17 protein-coding genes are annotated in these 17722 nt (G+C 65.1%); 11 read left to right on the top strand and 6 right to left on the bottom strand.

Features of this window, described 5'->3' with window-relative positions:
- Positions 1-92: 92 nt before the first annotated feature.
- Together WDO72_08830 and WDO72_08825 are read right to left on the bottom strand one after the other, a co-directional pair.
- A complete protein-coding gene (locus WDO72_08830; GenBank protein MEJ0085773.1) occupies positions 93-1337 on the bottom strand; it encodes an FAD-dependent oxidoreductase in 1245 nt (414 codons plus the stop codon).
- Positions 1334-4750 carry a HEAT repeat domain-containing protein gene (locus WDO72_08825; protein MEJ0085772.1) on the bottom strand — a complete coding sequence of 1139 codons (3417 nt, stop codon included), beginning with the start codon at positions 4748-4750 and terminating at the stop codon, positions 1334-1336. Before WDO72_08825 ends, WDO72_08830 begins: the two co-directional genes overlap by 4 nt.
- 116 nt (positions 4751-4866) lie before the next feature.
- Between WDO72_08825 and WDO72_08820 the strand changes: the two genes are divergently transcribed.
- Genes WDO72_08820 through WDO72_08810 form a run of 3 tightly spaced genes read left to right on the top strand, consistent with a single transcriptional unit; the run spans position 4867 to position 6197 of the window.
- On the top strand, positions 4867-5679 hold the full coding sequence (locus WDO72_08820) for a hypothetical protein (protein MEJ0085771.1): 813 nt from the start codon (positions 4867-4869) through the stop codon (positions 5677-5679).
- Entirely contained in the window at positions 5676-5987 is a 312-nt protein-coding gene (locus WDO72_08815) for a hypothetical protein (protein ID MEJ0085770.1), read from the top strand. Before WDO72_08820 ends, WDO72_08815 begins: the two co-directional genes overlap by 4 nt.
- A 9-nt stretch (positions 5988-5996) precedes the next feature.
- Positions 5997-6197 (top strand): hypothetical protein, encoded by a 201-nt coding sequence (locus tag WDO72_08810; protein ID MEJ0085769.1) that lies wholly within the window; start codon positions 5997-5999, stop codon positions 6195-6197.
- A 2-nt stretch (positions 6198-6199) separates the two neighbouring features.
- On the opposite strand, the gene WDO72_08805 is transcribed toward WDO72_08810, so the two are convergent.
- The gene (locus tag WDO72_08805) at positions 6200-8443 is read right to left on the bottom strand and encodes a winged helix-turn-helix domain-containing protein (protein ID MEJ0085768.1); all 2244 of its coding nucleotides are present in this window, start codon (positions 8441-8443) and stop codon (positions 6200-6202) included.
- A gap of 142 nt (positions 8444-8585) precedes the next feature.
- Here WDO72_08805 and WDO72_08800 point away from each other — a divergent pair, with 142 nt between their 5' ends.
- The 3 genes from WDO72_08800 to WDO72_08790 all read left to right on the top strand — a co-directional run bounded on the left by WDO72_08800 (position 8586) and on the right by WDO72_08790 (position 10236).
- Complete coding sequence (locus WDO72_08800; GenBank protein ID MEJ0085767.1) at positions 8586-9269, top strand: hypothetical protein; 684 nt, start codon at positions 8586-8588, stop codon at positions 9267-9269.
- 143 nt (positions 9270-9412) lie between these two features.
- Positions 9413-9757 carry a helix-turn-helix domain-containing protein gene (locus WDO72_08795; GenBank protein ID MEJ0085766.1) on the top strand — a complete coding sequence of 115 codons (345 nt, stop codon included), beginning with the start codon at positions 9413-9415 and terminating at the stop codon, positions 9755-9757.
- Positions 9730-10236, top strand: coding sequence for an SRPBCC domain-containing protein (locus tag WDO72_08790; GenBank protein ID MEJ0085765.1), 507 nt, complete (start codon positions 9730-9732; stop codon positions 10234-10236). The genes WDO72_08795 and WDO72_08790 overlap by 28 nt, the downstream gene beginning before the upstream one ends.
- A gap of 3 nt (positions 10237-10239) precedes the next feature.
- On the opposite strand, the gene WDO72_08785 is transcribed toward WDO72_08790, so the two are convergent.
- Complete coding sequence (locus WDO72_08785) at positions 10240-10662, bottom strand: globin domain-containing protein (protein MEJ0085764.1); 423 nt, start codon at positions 10660-10662, stop codon at positions 10240-10242.
- 175 nt (positions 10663-10837) lie between these two features.
- On the opposite strand from WDO72_08785, the gene WDO72_08780 reads away from it, so the two are divergent.
- The 4 genes from WDO72_08780 to WDO72_08765 all read left to right on the top strand — a co-directional run bounded on the left by WDO72_08780 (position 10838) and on the right by WDO72_08765 (position 13700).
- Positions 10838-11062, top strand: coding sequence for a DUF167 domain-containing protein (locus WDO72_08780; GenBank protein MEJ0085763.1), 225 nt, complete (start codon positions 10838-10840; stop codon positions 11060-11062).
- A 5-nt stretch (positions 11063-11067) separates the two neighbouring features.
- Positions 11068-11784: a glutathione S-transferase family protein gene (locus tag WDO72_08775; GenBank protein MEJ0085762.1), complete on the top strand. Its 717-nt coding sequence runs from the start codon at positions 11068-11070 to the stop codon at positions 11782-11784.
- Positions 11781-12845 carry an acetylxylan esterase gene (locus WDO72_08770; protein MEJ0085761.1) on the top strand — a complete coding sequence of 355 codons (1065 nt, stop codon included), beginning with the start codon at positions 11781-11783 and terminating at the stop codon, positions 12843-12845. Before WDO72_08775 ends, WDO72_08770 begins: the two co-directional genes overlap by 4 nt.
- A 255-nt stretch (positions 12846-13100) precedes the next feature.
- Entirely contained in the window at positions 13101-13700 is a 600-nt protein-coding gene (locus WDO72_08765; protein ID MEJ0085760.1) for a hypothetical protein, read from the top strand.
- A 19-nt stretch (positions 13701-13719) separates the two neighbouring features.
- Here the strand turns inward: WDO72_08765 and WDO72_08760 are convergent, their stop codons facing one another.
- Positions 13720-14073, bottom strand: coding sequence for a hypothetical protein (locus WDO72_08760; GenBank protein MEJ0085759.1), 354 nt, complete (start codon positions 14071-14073; stop codon positions 13720-13722).
- 201 nt (positions 14074-14274) lie between these two features.
- Positions 14275-15330, bottom strand: coding sequence for a lactonase family protein (locus tag WDO72_08755; GenBank protein ID MEJ0085758.1), 1056 nt, complete (start codon positions 15328-15330; stop codon positions 14275-14277).
- A 298-nt stretch (positions 15331-15628) separates the two neighbouring features.
- Between WDO72_08755 and WDO72_08750 the strand changes: the two genes are divergently transcribed.
- A complete protein-coding gene (locus WDO72_08750; protein MEJ0085757.1) occupies positions 15629-17659 on the top strand; it encodes a S9 family peptidase in 2031 nt (676 codons plus the stop codon).
- Positions 17660-17722: the final 63 nt, after the last annotated feature.

Below are 17722 nucleotides of genomic sequence, written 5' to 3'. Positions count from 1 at the left end.
ACGCGCCTCCACAGCGCGTCCCCTTCGTCAAACGACGGCGCCAAGGGCGAAAATCGTTGCGCGGTCACATCAATAAATAGGCATGTCCCCTTTTAATGGACCGCGCGGTTTTGCTGTTCGGCTTTCGTGCCCAGGCTGAACCGCGGTTCGGGCGTCTTCAGTTTTCCGGTCAGCAGTTCTGCCGCGTAGCGCCCGACTTCGGGTCCGTGCTTGAACCCGTGGCCTGAACCCGCGCCCACCAGCAACACGTTGTTAGCCGTCGGATGCCGGTCGATCAGCAAGTCGCCGTTCGAGCTGTTTTCATACTGGCAGACACGCTCTTCGTTCAAAGGCGCGCCGGCCAACGCCGGGAAACGCTTCGCCAGATACGCGCGTGCATCGGCCAGCGAGCCGGGTGAGGTGACCCGATCGCCGCGATCCGGATCGATCGGCGGGCCATGTTTGTCGTTCGCCACCTTGAAGCCGCGACCTTCGAGATCGGGCATGCCGTAGAAAATGTCGCCGTTGTTGAAATCCGCCCAGCCGGGCAGGGCGCCGCCGCCGAAGCGCGCATCACCCGCCGGCACGCCGAAGAAGAACACCTCTTGGCGCGTCGGGAAAATGCGCGGCCCGAGCAGGTGTGCGAACACCTTCGGCAGCCACGGCCCGCAGGCGAAGATGTAGTTAGCCGCCGCCTCGGTTGACCCGTCCGGGAGCGCGATCGAGCTCAACGGTTTCGACGCATCCGGCGGCTTCACGGCGCCGACGCGATACTCGCCACCGGCCTTCACGAACTGCTTCACGAGCGTCTGCACCGCGCGGCGCGCCATCAACACGCCGAACTCCGGCTCCAGCAAGCCCACTTCGATGTCCTTCCATGCAACCTGCGGATACCGCGCCTCGAGCGCGGCGCGATCGAGCTCCAGCGTCGGCAGCTTCAGCCGCCGATGCACCTCGAGCGACTGGTCGACATACGCCTCGCGCTGCTGGAAAAAGAACAACACGCCGATCTGATGCAGGATCGGCAGCCCGGAAAGATCCGACAGCCATTTCCACTGCGGCAGCGAGTCGAACGCGAAGCGCGTGTAGATCTCGTCCGCCCCGTACGACCCGCGCGTGAGCCGCGACTCGCCGCCCGACGACGCGCGCGCATGCGCGGCGCCGAATGCATCGAGCAGCAACACGCGCTGCCCGGCCTTGCGCAGATGCCAGGCCGTCCACGCGCCGAACACGCCCGCGCCGATCACGATCGAATCCCAGGATTTCGTACCCGCCATTTTCTTCCCCTCGCCGCGCACGCCGCTGGCGACGCCCGCGGCCAGCGCCGAAGTGATCACACCGCGGCGCGTGACCTTCAAGGATGGCCCCCCGCGGCGCCTTCTGTGACCGCCGACTGCATCGCGCGATTGCTCGTGCCGAACGCCGCTTCCGGCCCCGGCCCGCGGCTGCCATCGAGCGCCCGCAGGAACGCGACCACGTCGCGCAGCTGCGCTCGCGTCAGTATCTGCCCGTAGATCTCCGGCATCGACGACGGCGCTGCGACGCGCTGTTTCACCTGCTTCGCATCGACCGTCACCTGCGACCCGTCCGCCTGCTTGAGCACGACTTCGGTGGCCGAATCGCTCACCAGCGTGCCGGTCGCGGTCTCGCCATTCGCGAGCGTGAGTGTGACCACGTCGAACCCCGCGGCGATGTGCGCGTTCGGTTTGATCACCGCCTCGAGCAGATATTCGACCGGATGCTGCGCGCCGATACGCGACAGGTCGGGCCCCGCCTCACCACCTTCGCCTGCCACCTTGTGACAACGCGCGCAAGGCAACACCGCGTTGCCGAAGAATTCCTGCGCGCCGCGCCGCGAATCGCCGCCCGCCAGTGCGAACCCATACGAAGCCAGCGCGTTGCTGGCGCCAGCCCACGAAGCCTTCTGCTTCTCCCAGCGTGCCTTCACCGCCGGGTCGTCGCTCTTCTCGACCGCCTCGATCAATTCCACCTGCGCGCCCGCCTTGACCTTGCCGGCCGCGAGCTGATCGATGGAGCTCACCATCAGCTTCGCCGCTTCGGCGCCCTTCAGCTGCGCCATCGACAGGAACGCGGCCTGTTGCTCGGCCTCGGAACCGGTGGCCGCGAGCTTGCGAACCATGGGCAATGCGCGCTCGGGCGAGCGATGCGCAACGATCTGCATGGCCGCCAGGCGCAGCGTGGCCACGCTGGATTTCTGCGCGGCGTCGATCGCGGGCAGGACGTCGTCGCCGCCGAACGCGTCGAGCGCCCGCAGCGCGCCGGCACGCACCGCCTCCGGCGCCTTCTCGTTGCCCACGGCCGCCACCAGCGTGGGTGCCGCCGCCCGCAACCGCAGCGTGCCGATGGCTTCGAGCGTCGCCAGCTGCACGGCCTCGGGCGCGCCGCCTAACAACTTCGGCGCGATCGCGGCGACCGCGTTCGCGGCCGCGGCGCCATCGCGCTTGGCGAGCGGCCGGAAGATGCCGACGATACGGTCGCGCTGCGGCACCTCGGCCCACAGGCCGAGCTGCAACAACGCCTCGGCGCGCATGCCGGGCGTGGCGCTGTCGCGCAGCGCGTAATCGGCCAGCGCCTTCGCGTTGCCCGCGCCACCCAGTCGGTAGTTCGCGTTGATCGCGCGTTCGACGTACGCCTCGTCTTTTGCCGGCGCATTGGCGAGCCGGCCGGCCAGCGCGCCGTACGCGGCTTCGACCGGCACGTCGTTGATCGCCTCGGCCGCTTCACGCGCGATGTAGGCATCGGCGTCGTCGAGAAATCCGCCCAGGGCCGGGTCTTTGAGCTCGCGGTAAGCGAGCACCACGCCCAGGCGAACCGCGCCGGAAGAATTTTTCGCGGCCGCGTCGAGTGCGGCGTTCTTGCCGATGGAAGCCAACGCATGCGCCGCCGCGAATCGCAGGTACGCATCCTTGTTGTCGTTCGCCTTGAGCAGCGCGAGCAAGGCGGGCGTGGACTTCGCGTCCTTGAGCTTGCCCAGCGACTGTGCCGCGAAGAACTGTACACGCGGCGCGGCGTCGTTCAGTGACTTCACCAAGACGGCCTGTGCCGCCGCCGCCTTGATGTCGCCCAGTCCCTTGGCGGCTTGCGCGCGCACCTCCGGATCGGCATCGGTCAGCAACTGCACGAACAGCGGCGCGACCTTGGACCCCTTGCGGCCCAGCTGCGTGAGCCCCCACACCGCGTGCAGACGCGCGAGCGGATTGGCGCTCTTGTTGGCCGCCACGGGAGTGAACGCCTTCGCGCTGCCGTCACCGCGCGACGCCAGCTCGAGCTGCGCCTCGAGGCGCGCGCGGCGGTCCGCGTGCGAAAGCAGGGCGACGAGCGCTTTCGTGTCCGTGTTCTTGAAGCCCGCGGCCAGTAGTTTGGCAAGGTCGGCGCTGGCCTGCGCCCGCGCCGCGTCCTGCTTCACCGGCGTGATGCCGTAGATGCGCCCCTTATGCGACTTCGGCCAGCCGTCCACCCAGTCGGATAGATAGAGCACGCCATCCGGCCCGAACGTCACGTCGGTCGGCAACACGCCGCCCATGAACTGTTCGCTGCTGGTGGGCGAGAACGTCGCGCCGTTCTGCTTGACGGTGTACGTCTGGATGCCGCTGCGCGCGATGCTGCCCTTGAAATGCGTGATGAAGAAATGCCCGGCGTATTCGGGCGAAAGCCCCGTGCCCGGGTAATACGTGAGACCTGACGGCCCATCCTCGATGTTGCACACCGGTGGAAGTAGATAGGCAGGCCGCTCTGGAAAACGCGGCTTCCACAATCCTTCGCGCATCCACGGGCCGCCCTTGCCGAGCGGCGCGTGCTGGTAACCGATGCGCCAGCCGTTGTCGCCGCCTTCGACGAGGTACACGAGGCGTTCCTGGTCGCCCTGGTCGCTGTCGTTGTCGCCGGTGAACAGATTGCCGTGTTCGTCGAACACCAGTTCCTGCGGATTGCGCAGGCCGTGCGCGAACATCTCGAACTCCGTGCCGTCCGGATTGGAGCGGAACACCGCGCCTTCATCCGGGTAGTCGACGAGCTGGCCTTCCTTGCCCTTCACGTGGGTGCCGCGATCGCCGATCGAGTAATAGATCTTGCCGTCGTGGCCCATCGCGAGGCCGTGGAAATCGTGGCCGGTGAAGTTGTAACGCACGCCGAAACCGCGCAGCAGCTCGGTCTTCTTCACCGCGCCTGCTTCACCTTCCAGCAGCCACAGGCTCGGGATGTTGGTGAACCAGACCTGGCCATGACGCGCCAACACGCCCGAGGCGATGCCGTCGAGCTCGCTGTTGAAACCATCGGCATAAACGCTGGACTTGTCCGCAACGCCGTCGTGATCGGTGTCTTCGACCAGCCGGACCACCTCGCCTTCGATCGAGAATTCCTTGGCCTGATCGCCGAACACCTTGCGATGCAGGGCCGCGCGGTCTTCGATGGAGCGCGAGGCCATGTCGAGCTCGAGCATGCCCATGTAGTCGCGGATGTCGAGCACGCTGGTGCGGTAACGATAGGTCTCGGACACGAACAGCCGGCCCTTCTCGTCGAAGTCGATGGCTACGGGATTTGCGAGCATCGGTTCGGCGGCCCACAATTTCGCCTGGAAGCCGGCCGGTAGCGAGAAGCGCTTGAGTGCGAGCGTCGCATCGTCGGAGGCCGGATCCATCACCGGCGTCGGCAGGCGTTCGGCTTTGTCGAGTTCGAGCGTCTGCGAGGAAACCGTCGAAATGCCGGCAATGAAGAACACCGCGAGACGGGAGATCAGAACGGAAGGTTTCATGGGATCCCGATTGTTTTGGAAGGGCTTACAGCACGGCGAATGATATCCGGATGCGGCGTATCTGCCTCACCGTGCGGAGCTTGAAGTTGACATCAATAGAGTGAATTCTGGCGCGCATGCGCCGACTGAACCGGTCCACGGTCAAATCCATCCTCGTTTTTGCCGCCATCCTCGGACTGGTGAAGCTCTGGCAGTACGTCGAGATGAAGGGGCCCGCGCCCACCCGGAAGCAGGGCTCCGCCACCCCGGTCGAAACCGGGAATGTCGAGCGCACCGACCGCAAGTCAGAGTCCGTGCGAGCCGATTTCGATTTCTACCTGCTGACCATGAGCTGGCATCCAGCCTTTTGTTCCGATGGCCATGAAAACAAGCCGGAGTGCCGGGTCCGCCAGCCGCATCCGCTCGCGATCCATGGATTGTGGCCGGAGAAACTCGATGCCGGCGCCTATCCCCACGATTGCCAGGCGCCAGGCCTCGATCTCGCGCCGGCGCTCGCTCACGAGCTCGAGGAGTACATGCCTGGCATGGAGTCGAACCTGCACGAACACGAGTGGCGCAAACACGGCGGCTGCACCGGGCTCGACGACGATGCATATTTCGAACAAACGCTCGATGGCGCGCGCCACCTGGACGCCGCGCTGCTCGGCAGACTAACTAGTCTGGCGGGACGAGAAACATCGCCGGCAGAATTGCGTGCTGCGGCCGACGTTTACCAGGCGGGCCTCGGCGCATCGGTCACTTTCCAATGCCGTACCTTGCGCGGCGTACCGGCGGCCCTGCGCAGCCGCCCGTTTCTCATCGAGGTACGTCAATGTATCGACGACGACGGCGCGAACGGCGCGCCGGGCACGCTGCTCGACTGCGGCGCCGTCAATCGCCGCGACCAGGGTTGCGGCCGCTCGTTCCGCATCGCGGAGTTGTCGCCGTGAACGTGCAACTGCGCGAATTGTTCATCGCCTACGGCGTCACCGCGCTCGCGATGTTGTCGGGATTGCTCGCGATGCGCGCCGACGCACGCGCGTATTGGCGCTGGCCGGTGTATTCCGCGATGGCGATGGTGCTCGGCGTGGTCGCGTGGAATCAGCTGCGTGCGCACGTGTTGCCGCCGCAGTGGATCGCCACCCATGCGTACACGCTGTATTACGGCGCACTCGGTTTGTATGCGCTGACCGGTGGCGCGCTCGGACTCTTGCTTGGCCGGTTGACCCGGGGTAAAACGCCCGGGTCCGCACCATAAGGAAATAACATGGCCAAATCGAAGAAGAAAAAGCCCAGCAAGAAGGAAATCGACAAGCTGCGCAAGAAAGTGAACGCCGTCACCAAGGAATTCTTCGAAACCTACGGTGGCGACGGTGGCTATAACTACCTGCTGGTAGGCCCGGGACCGATTCCGCCACCCAAGCTCGAGATCGACATCCTCAACCTCGCGACGAAGCCGGCCAAGTAAGGCTAACTTCCTTCGGGCATCTCCACGCCGGCGAGATATGGTTCGCGGCTCGCGTGCCACGTGGCACGCCAGCCGCGCTTCCAGGCGGCCTCTAGCGCCGCGGCGGCTTCAGTTTTCCTGCCCTGCAGGCTCAACGATTCGGCGCGCAGCAGGGGCGAGCCGAAGTGCCGGCCGCCGTTCTTCTCGTACGTATCGAGCATGCGTTCGAGACCCGCGAGTAGTTTGAGCGCCGCGTCGCGGTTGCCGCCGCCGTTCAATTCGATGGCGGCGTGGATCAGGGCGACCGAATACTCGTAGCGGATCTGGCTGCCGTCGTACAGATCCGCGCCGTACAGCGGCAGGATGCGTTGCGCATGCGCGAGCGTGGCGCGCGCCGCGGCGGCATCGTTCGCCATGAGCTGCATGCGCGCGAGCTCGGCCAGGTCCGCGCTGGTCTGCGCGAGCGCGGCGGCGTCGCGTTGCGCGAGCCAGGCTTTCAACTCGCCGGCACCGCCGGCGGCGAACACCAGCTGCGCCTGCCGCGAGAGCGCGGCGAATGACGCGTCCTCCGGCATGTCTTCCAGCACCTGGCGTGCCTCATCGATCTTGCCGAGTGTCAGCAGCAAATCGACTTTCTGATCGGCAACCTGCCAGTCCGAGGGTGCGAGTTCGTGCGCCGCATCGACCCACTTGAGGGCCTCCTGCGTCTCGCCCTGCGCGCGTGAAATCCACGATGTCGCGAGCGGTCCCCAGTAGTGAGTCGGCTCGAGGCCGCGCGCGCGTGCACATGCGGCGCTCGCCTCCGCGTAGTTCGCCAGTTCCACCAGCCCCATGCAGCGATACACGTGGGCCAGGAAATCGAGCGGATCGAGGCTGGCGGAGATCGAGTAGTTGCGCAGCGCTTCTTCGGGATCCGCGCGCCGGTCGTAGACGTTGCCGAGAAAGCGATGGCTCGCGGCGTCGTTGGGATTCGCGGCGATCGCCTGTTCGAGAATCGGCAGCGCTTCATCGGTCCGGAACTGCTCGTTGAGCAGCCAGCCCTTGACGGCCAGCGCCTCGGGCAGCTTCGGGTTGAGCGCCAGCGCCTGGTTGATGATCGGCTCGACGTCGGCGGAGACGTCTTCGAGCGGCGTGCGGTTGAGGGACAGGTCGTTGAGCAGCGTCTCCGCCAGGCCGACGTGCGCCAGTGCGTAACCTGGATCGGCGGCCACGGAGCGGCGGAAGAATTCCACCGCCTTGACGTTGTCGTCGGCCGTGCGTTTGCTCTGGCGGGCGCGCCCGAGTAGATAGAGCTCGTAGGCTTCCATCTTTTCGGGCTGGCGTTTCGCCCAGGTCTCGGCGATGTCCGCGGACAGCTCGAGGTGCAGCGCCTCGGCCACCGCGCGCGACACTGTGTCCTCGATGAGGAAAATGTCGCCGATGGGCAGGTCGAAGGACTTGGACCACAGGTGCAGGCCGGTGGCCGCGGTGATGAGCTGCACCGTGATGCGCAGCTGGTCGCCCGAACGCCGCAGCGAACCTTCGAGCACGTGCGTCGCGCCGAGCGTGCGGCCGATTTCGCGTACGTCGGTGTTCTTGCCCTTGAACGCGAATGCCGAGGTGCGCGCCACGACGCGCAGCGTGGGGATGTGCGCCAGCCAGTTGGAGAGCTCGTCGGTGAGGCCGTCACACAGGGCCTGCTCGCGCTGATCGACGCTCATGTCGACCAGCGGCAGCACGACGATCGTGGGAAGGTCTTCGGCGCGGGCGCCGGCGCCGAACCAGCCACCCGGCATGCGCCAGACGACCACCGCGAGTACCAGGGCCGCCAGGATGCTGCCGAATCCGAGCACCAGGCGATTGAGCGGCGCGCGCCGATCGGTCGCCCTCCGGCCGATGGCAGCCCCGGTCTCGAAACTCGTGGGGACGTAGTCCGAAGTCTGGGCTGGCAGCGTCGGGATGGCCGGTTCGGGGTCGAGCCTGGCGACGAACCGGTAACCCTTGCGCGGCAGGGTCTCGATGTAACGCGGGGTTTCGGCGTCGTCGCCCAGCGCAACGCGCAGCTTGCGCACGGCGCTGTTCAGGCCGGTATCGAATTCCACCACGCCGGTCGGCCACAGGCGGGCGATCAACTGCTCCCGCGTGACGACTTCGCCGGGCCGCGTGACCAGTTCCTCGAGAATCTGCAGCGGCTGGTCCTGCAGGCGATGGGTGTTGCCGTGCTTCGAGATTTCCCCCGAATCGAAGTCGATCGTCCAGCCGTCGAATCGGATTTCCCGCTTATCCATGCACCCGCCGCGTTTCCCGGGTCCCCCGGGGGGTGAATCATAGACAAGTCAGCGCCGGATCAGCGCCCGTCCATCGCCTGCGGGGGGCCGCAGGGCGAATCTGTGCCCCGCAAAACGCGAAAAGCATCTCCCGGAGGAAATGATGAATGTCACTGCGCAACGCAGCATTGCTCCCGCTCCCACGCCGGAAAAGACCGGCCCCGGCCCGAAGCCGCCGCCGAAGCACCTGTCGGCGCGCGCGCTCACCGCGCTTGTTAGCCAGCTGACGACCGGCTATCCCAACCCGGACGGTCCGGAAGATCCGCCGGGTCCGCTCGATCCGTATATCCGCCGTGCGCTGGAGCGCTCGGTGATCGGGATGGGGGCTGGCACCCATTTGTGGCGGGTGGTCGCGGAGAAACATCCGGAGATCTGGGATGTCATCGGCGGAGATCCGTTGTCGCAGGTGGCGCTCAATCCGCAGCCGCTGCCGCCGAGATCGGCGTTCCTCGCCGCCATCGTGCAGGAGTTCACGGAGCGCATGACGAATGTCGGCGAGCTGGCGGACCTGATCCCGCGGCCGGGCGGTGAGCGCGGCATCATCATTGTCGGCGGTCACGTGGCGCGGTTCGTCGACGAGATCTGCGGCAACGGCATGCGCGTGAAGTGGCCGTTCCCGTGGCCCGCGCCCGCCTGGTTCACCGAACAACTCAATGGCCCCGACCTCATCGTCATGGGCACCCAGTTTCAACAGTGCGCCGTGATTGCGATGGACCGCGATCTCGGCCGCACTTTCGCCGATGCGGCGCATGCACTGCTGGAGGCCGGAGCCGCGCGGCTGGTCTGAGCCATCGTTTTTTACAGGGACGGGCCTCATCCCCGCAGCTCGAATCGCCCCATTCGAACCTTCGAGGCCCGTCCTTTTTTAAATAGGCATGTCCCCTTTACTGGTTTTGACATGTGACCAAAAGGTCACATATAGTTTCCGCCATGATCAGCGACGATCTGGTGTTCAAGGCTCTGGCCGATTCCTCACGCAGGTTCCTGCTGGACCTGCTGCACGAGCGTGACGGTCAGACGCTGGGCGAGCTCGAGTGGGAGCTCGAGATGACCCGCTTCGGGGTCATGAAACATCTCAAGGTGCTCGAAGAAGCCGGCCTCGTGATCACGCGCCGGGAAGGGCGCGAGAAGCTGCATTTCCTCAACGCCGTGCCCATCCGTCTCATCCACGACCGCTGGATCGACAAATACAAGGAGCGCGAGTTGTCCGCGCTCGTCGACCTCAAAAAATCCCTGGAGAAAGCGAAATGCCCACCGCAGCGCAAGAGAGCCTGAACTCGACCACTCATATCCACGAGATCTACATCAAGGCGACGCCCGCCGCGATCTGGGATGCCGTGACCTCACCCGAGTGGACCGCGAAGTATGGCTACCGCGGCATGTCCGAGTACGAGCTCAAGGCCGGCGGCAAATTTCGCGCGCTGGCCAACGCGCAGATGCGCAGCTTCGGATTGCCCGAAGTCATCGTCGACGGCGAAGTGATCGAGGCGAGTCCGCCGCACAAACTGGTACAGACCTATCGCTTCCTCTTCAACGACGCGCATCGCCAGGAAGGTTTCTCGCGCATCACCTGGGAGATCGTGCAGACGGAGCTGGATTTTTGCCGCCTCACCATCACGCATGAAATCCCGGCCGGTGCGCCGATGATGAAAGGCGCGGTCACCAGCAAGTTCAACACGCAGGGCGGTGGCGGCTGGAACTGGATCCTGAGCGACTTGAAGTCGCTGCTCGAGACCGGCAAGACGATGTCGTAGAAGTCAGGCGGCCTGCGCGGCGTCGATGCTCGACCCGCGCAGGCGCTGCGACAACACACCGAAGATCCGGATCCACGCCGCTTTCACCGTGGGCGTGAAATCCCGGCGCAGCGCTTTCTCGAGCGTCCACAGCAGCGCAGCCGCGACGGTGCCATGGTGTGCATCGGTCAGCCCGAACGTGGGGTGGCGGATGCCGACCTCACGGATCGCGGCCATCAACACGTCGGCGCGATCGAGGCCGCGCACGGTGGCGTCGAGCAACTGCACGAACTTGCGATTGCTGGCGTGCAAGTCGTCGTCGTACAACAGCCGCAGGCCCGGGTCGAGCTCGGACAACTTCACGTAAAACAGCTCCGCCGCGATCTGCTTCACAGGTTTGATCGCCAGCCAGCTCTTCTGCACTAACAGGATGTCTTCGCCCGTCATCGCGCTCTCCGTCCGTCACTGGATAGGAGCAAGCGCTGTGCCAACACCGCGTGCCCGATTACCTGCTTTGCACACGTATTTCTGCCCGCGCATGCACCGCGGAATTCCCTCGCGCGGTGCGGCGTGCGCGGCTTTGGAGCAAGCGGCACGGTTTCCCGCATAATGCCGCGCGCTCATGAGAACCATCCGACTCAAGGTAAAGCCCGGCGCACGCCAGGAAGATTTGACCGAATGTGACGACGGCAGCTGGCTGGCGCGCGTCAAGGCGCCGCCCGTCGATGGCAAGGCGAATGCCGCGGTGATCGCGCTGGTCGCCGCGCACTTCGGCTTGCGCAAGGCGCAGGTGAGCATCAAGAGCGGCGCCGGCGGCCGCATGAAATGGGTCACGCTCGAGGACTGAACCACATGATCACGCTGTACACCTTCGGCCAGTACTTCGGCCTGCCCGACCCCAGCCCGTTCGTCATGAAGTGCGAGATGTTGCTGAAGCTCGCGAAGCTCGAATACCAGACCAACACCAGGGGCTTCGGCAAGGCGCCGAAAGGCAAGCTGCCGTACATCGACGACAACGGCGCCATCGTCGCGGATTCCACGCTCATCCGGATGTACCTCGAGCAGAAGTACGCCATCGACTTCGACCGCACGCTCTCGCAGCGCGATCGCGGGATCGCCTGGGGCCTCGAGAAGATGCTCGAGGATCACGTGTACTGGGCAGTGGTGTACTGGCGCTGGATGATCGACGCGAACTTCGACCGCGGTCCGCGAGGATTCTTCAAGCGCGCGCCGGCGATCATCCGCCCCATCATCGTGAAGCTGGTGCGCCGGAGCGTGCGCTCGAAATTACACGGGCACGGCCTGGGGCGTCACAGTGAAGCGGAGATGACGGCGATGACGAGCCGCGCCTTCGAAGCCCTGTCGCAGATCCTGGGCGGCAACAAATACCTGATGGGCGACGAACCCTGCGGCGCGGATGCGACGGCGTTCGCGTTCATCGCCAGCTCGCTGACGAAGACCTTCGAGTCGCCGCTGCAGGCGAAAGTCGCGAGTCTGCAGAACCTCGTCGCGTACCACGAGCGCATGATGGCCGAGTTTTATCCGGGTTTTGGAGCGAAGCAGTCATGAAGGCGATTCGACGAGGGGGATCGGGGCGATGGATTGCCGCGCTGCTGGCGTTGCAGCTCTCGGTTGCCGCGCTGGCGGACGGATCGCCCGGCGAAACGCGCGCGGCCTATCTGGCGGTGCTCGAACGCCCGCGGGTCGCGCTGCGGCCGGAACTCGCCCCGATGCCTGCGGTGGACGGCCTCGAGAAATTCCACCTGTGGTTCAGCGCGGATGCCACTGAGCGCGTGCCCGGCTATCTACTGCTGCCGGAGCCGGCGCGGTTCAAGGGCAGACGGCCGGTGGTCATCGCGCTGCACGGCACCGGCGGCAACAAGGACAACGACCAGATCGTGCGCATCGTGACGCTGGCGGCGAAGGCCGGCTTCATCGGCGTGGCGATCGACGGGCGTTTTCATGGTGAGCGCACCAGGGCCGGCACGGGCGCGGCCGAATACAACGAGGCCATCGCGCAGGCCTTCAAGAGCGGGCAGGGGCATCCTTTCTTCTACGACACCACCTGGGACGTGATGCGGCTCATCGACTACCTGGTTACCCGCAAGGACGTCGATGCCGGGCGCATCGGCTTGACGGGAATTTCCAAGGGCGGCATCGAAACATATCTCACGGCCGCGGCCGATCCGCGCGTCGCGGCAGCCGTGCCCTACATCGGCGTGCAGAGTTTCCAATGGGCGCTGGAAAACGGCGCCTGGCCAGCACGCATCGCCACCATCCAGAGCGGCTTCGACGCGGCGGCGCAGACCGCGGGCAAGCCCGCGCGCAATGTGGCGTTCGTGCGCGAGTTCTACGCACGCGTGGTGCCCGGCATCGACGGGCCGTTCGACGGCCCCGCGATGCTGCCGCTGATCGCGCCGCGGCCCTTGTTAGTGATCAACGCGGATTCGGATGCGAACACGCCCGTGGCCGGAGTGCGCTTGTCGGTGGCGGCTGCCAGGCCGGTGTACGCCGCGGCGAACGCGGCTGACAAGCTGCAGCTGGTGATCCAGGAAGACACGCCACACCGCGTGAATCCGGACAGCATCGACCGCGGCATCGCATGGTTCGTGCGCTGGCTAACACCTTGACGTACCGGCGTCGTTCATGAGCCGTCCGAGCTGTAGGAGCATGCCGCTGGCGACGTAGCGGATTTGCTGTTCTACTTTTCGGGCCGGGTTTGAGTTCGCCGCATCCACGAGACGCCGTTAGCATCGCCGTCATCGTTCATTCGGGACCTGCCGCAAGTCTGACGCCCGTCGTTTCGATGGCACGGGCGCTCGATTCAGAACAACAGCCGGGGGACCTGTGTTCGCCGGTGGACAGGAAAAATCAGGGTCCAGGGGATGCCAGGAAAACGACGCGGGATATCCGCCAGTCAGCTTGCGCGTGACTACGGCGTGAGCCTCAACGAATTCGTCAGCGAAGTCATTGCACTGCTTGCAAGTCTGGAGGGCCATGACGCTTCCGGCACCGCGCCCGCGCGCCGCCGGGAAATTTGCGCAGCGGCAGCCGCCGCGATGACCTCGGCGCTCGATGCGTCGACGCTCACGCCCGAAGAGCGCGCCCACCTCGATCCGCTGCTCAAGGATGTCCTGCTGCCGTTCTGGAACCAGCATTGCGCCGGCAACGCCGAGGCGTTGGCGTCCATCGACACGCGCGCGGCGCAGTACCTCGCCGCGCGCGACGCGGCGAGCCAGGTGAAGACTGCGGTCGGCATCGTTACGGAGCTGGTCGAAGCGCTGCAGGTCTCGCAGGAAAACAGGGACGCGCTGGTGCGCACACTCGCGCCGTCGTTCGCGCACCGCATGGTCGCGGATCTGTACCGCATCAACACTCTGCGCACCAAGTTCGGGATCGAGTTGTCGCTGCTGGTCACGATCTGCACGCTGCTGCAGATGTCGATGAGTTTCGACACCATCCTGCGCGTGCTGCGCCTGGCCTGAGCCCGCGCTCCGAAACTAGCTAGGGGCTTTCTTTCGCCAGGCGTTCCAGCTCGATGCCCACCACTTCGATCGCGCTCGTCACGGCCAGCAGGAACGGCGCATCGAGCGGCTTGCCGGCGAACTTCTCGTCCGCCAACGCAACCAGTTCTTTCGCGCACGCCGCGAGCAGCCCGAGCTCAAGGGTCTTGGCCATGCCGCCCGCACGCCGTGCCGCGAATCGCAATTCCTGCCAGGCGGCCTGATCAGCCGCTATCAGCTGGGGAACGCTGCGCCGCATGTGCTCCACGTCTTCGAGCGTGCGCTGCAGGAATAGCTCGACAAGTTGTTTGCGCTGTTCCTCCGCCGTGGAGCCGGAGCCGCTAACTTCATTCATTGCTGGACACGATAGCTACGGCCGCATGGCGGGGGAACCGCAGGCCGCTGGGCATCAACGTCCGTTGAATCCCACAACAGCGATCGTGGGATTGCGGAATGTAATCGCGCGGCGCTCGTATCCAACCAACAGGCGTAGCCATTCGGAGACGAATCGCTCTCCTGACAGAGGCGCCCCAACAAGTTCCCCGCGTGTGTGTCCTCAGCGCAGGAAAGCGACCGCCATGGGTTTCACCAATGTTATGGGCTCACCTTTCGGCTGCAGCTCGCCGCTGTCTGCATCGACGCTGAACACCGACACGTTCGCGCCTTCCTGGTTGCTGACGATCAGCCATTTGTTGGTGGGGTCCAGCGTGAAGTAACGCGGCACCTTGCCGCGCGACGGCGTGCGCTGCTTGAGCGTGAGCTCACCCGTGCGCGCGTCGATGGCGTAGACGACCAGACTGTCTTCGCCGCGATTGGAGGCGTACAGGAACTTGCCGTCCGCGCGCACCGCGATTTCCGCTGCGGTGGACGGATCCGTGAAGCCGGGCGCCAGCGTTTTCACCGCCTGGAACTGCGTCAACGTGCCTTTGGTCGCATCCCAGTTGAACGCCATGACTTCATTGGCTATCTCGGCAATGACGTACACCCACTTGCCATTCGGGTGGTACGCGAGGTGCCGCGGCCCCTGGCCTCCGGCCACCTTGGTGGCCGGCGGATCGTTGGGCGTGAGCTTGCCGGTCTTCGCGTCGAACTTGTAGATGACGATCTGATCGGTGCCGAGATCCGCGACCAGGCCGAACTTGTTAGAGGGGTCGGTGCGGAACCAGTGCGCGTAGGGTTTCGTCTGGCGCTGCGGATGTACGCTCGAGCCCTCGTGTTGCACGAAGGCGGTCTGCTGATCGAGCGAGCCGTCCTTCGCGAGCGAGTAGATTTCGACGTAGCCGCCGCCGTAATTCGCATCGAGCACGTAGTGCCCGGTCGCATCCACGCTCACGTAACTCGGCCCGCGTCCTTTCGCTTCCTTGTAGTTGAGCAGCTTCAACGCCGCGGTTTTCTTGTCCACCGCGAAGGCGCTCACGCCGCCCGGAGTGCCGGTGTTGCACATGTAGAGATGTTTGCCGTCCGCGGACAACGTGAAATGCGCTGGGTCGCGCGTCTCGATGACCATGCGCGGCGCGGACAACACGCCGGTGTCGGCGTCGAACTCGGCCACGGTGATGCCCATCCTGGCCGGATCCTGGGTGGCGATATAAATCAGCGAGGTTTTGGCCATGGCGGTTGTCGTTGAGGTGGCGATGAGAAGGGTGAGCAGAAGCCGGCTGACGCTTGATCGATGCAGCGCATTTTTCATTATGTCGTTCCGTACTGGTGGCGAACCGCTGGAGCCTCGAGCGGGGCCGCAAGCATGCCATAAGCCGGGCATGCCGCCGGTGTGACGATCAGGGCAGGCAGCCGATCTCGCGTTGTCGCCTGATCGGGTGATGCCGTCATTCCGCCGCAGCCGGATCGTCAGACCGTTACACCTCTATATAATCCCCCGCCTTGCAGGATGGCGGCGAGGAGCCGAACACATGAAAACCTTTTTTTCCGGCATGCTTGGTGCCGCTTTGATCATTCCAACTCTCGCAGCGGCGCAGAAGCCGCCGACCGCCGCCGAGGCGGTGGCCGGTTCCACGGTAATCCCGCGTTCCGCGTTGTTCGGCAATCCCGAAAAAACGCAGGCGCGTATCTCGCCGGACGGCAAATACCTTTCGTACATCGCGCCGCGCGATGGCGTGCTCAACGTGTGGCTCGCGCCGCGTACCGATCCGGACAACGCCAAACCCATCACCAACGACCAGAAGCGCGGCATTCGCCAGCATTTCTGGGCGTACGACAACAAACATGTGTTGTTCGTGCAGGACGAGGGCGGCGACGAGAATTTCCACCTGTACGCGGTGGACGTGGTCACCGGCACGCAGAAGGATCTCACGCCTTACAAGGGTATCCAGGCGCAGGTCGTCGGCCTGTCGTGGAAGAAGCCGGGGGTCGCCGCCGTGGCGCTCAACGACCGCACACCCGAGTGGCACGACATCTGGGAAGTCAATCTATCTACCGGCAAACGCGTGTTGATCGAGCAGAACACGCAGGAATTCGCCGGCTACGATCTCGACCTCGACCTCAAGCCGAAGATGGCCACCAAGACCACCGCGGAAGGCGGGGAATTCCTGCGGCGCGCGGGCGGCAAATGGGTCAGCCTGCTCAAGTTCGGCCAGTCGGATTCGCTCACCACGGCGTCGATCGGTGTCGAAGCCGGCGGCACGACGGCGCTTTTGCAATCTTCGGTGGGGCGCGACAAATCCGCGCTGGCGCGGGTCGATCTCGCCAGCGGCAAGATCACGGTGCTCGGCGCCAGCGAACAGGCCGACGTGGAGAGCATCTGGACCGATCCGCGGGACCGCTCGCCGCAGGCGTACACGGTCAACTATCTCAAGCCCGAGATCACCGTGCTCAAGCCCGCGTTGCAGAAGGACGTGGACCTGCTGACCAGGGAACTGGGCGACGGCTTTGCGGTCACCAATCGCACGCTGGACGACTCGTTGTGGACGGTGTCGACGGATGACGCGTTGGCGCCGGCGTCGGCCTATCTATACGACCGCAAGGCCGGCAAGCTGACCAAGCTGTTCGATCAGCGGCCCGCGCTGGCGAAGGCGCCGCTGGTGCCGATGCAGTCGCTCGAGCTCAAGGCGCGCGACGGCCTCACGCTCGTGTCCTACCTATCGCTGCCGCCCGGCTCGGATGCGAACGGCGACGGCCGGCCGGATTCACCCGTGCCGCTGGTGCTCAACGTGCACGGCGGTCCGTGGGCGCGCGATGCGTACGGGTTCGACAACGAACACCAGTGGCTGGCGAATCGCGGTTATGCCGCGTTGTCGGTGAACTACCGCGGCTCCACCGGCTTCGGCAAGAACTTCATCAACGCCGCCGACAAGGAGTGGGCCGGCAAGATGCACGACGACCTGCTCGATGCCGTGAGCTGGGCCATCCAGGAGAAGATCACGACGGCGGACAAGGTCGCGATTTACGGCGGTTCGTATGGTGGGTATGCGACGCTGGTCGGGGTGACGTTCACGCCGGATACGTTTGCCTGCGGCGTGGATATCGTGGGGCCGTCGAATCTCGAGACCTTGCTGTCCTCCATCCCGCCGTACTGGAAGGCGTTCTACGAAGAGTTCGCGACGCGCGTGGGCGATCCGCGCACCGAGGCCGGCAAGAAGTTGTTAGCCGAACGCTCGCCGCTGTTCAAGGTGGATGCGATCAAGAAGCCGCTGCTGATCGCGCAGGGCGCGAACGATCCGCGCGTGAAGCAGGCCGAGGCCGATCAGATCGTGAAGGCGATGAAAGCCAAGAATCTGCCGGTCACGTACGTGCTGTATCCGGAAGAAGGCCACGGCTTCGCGCGGCCTACGAACCGCGTGTCGTTCTACGCCATCGCGGAGGGTTTCCTGAGCCAGTGCCTGGGCGGCCGCTACGAGCCGATCGGCAACGACTTCAAAGGTGCGAACCTCAAAGTGCTGGAAGGCGCAGACAACGTCCCAGGTCTGAGCGACGCGCTGAAGTAAGAGGGAAAAAGGGGACAGATCTATTTTTCGCGATCGCCAAAGTGCATCCGGGCAATTCGGGGA

The organism is Pseudomonadota bacterium (assembly GCA_037200975.1).
Classification (GTDB): Bacteria; Pseudomonadota; Gammaproteobacteria; order Steroidobacterales; family Steroidobacteraceae; genus CADEED01.
The sequence above is the reverse complement of the archived record's forward strand: the minus strand, read 5'-3'. Positions and strand labels throughout refer to the sequence as shown.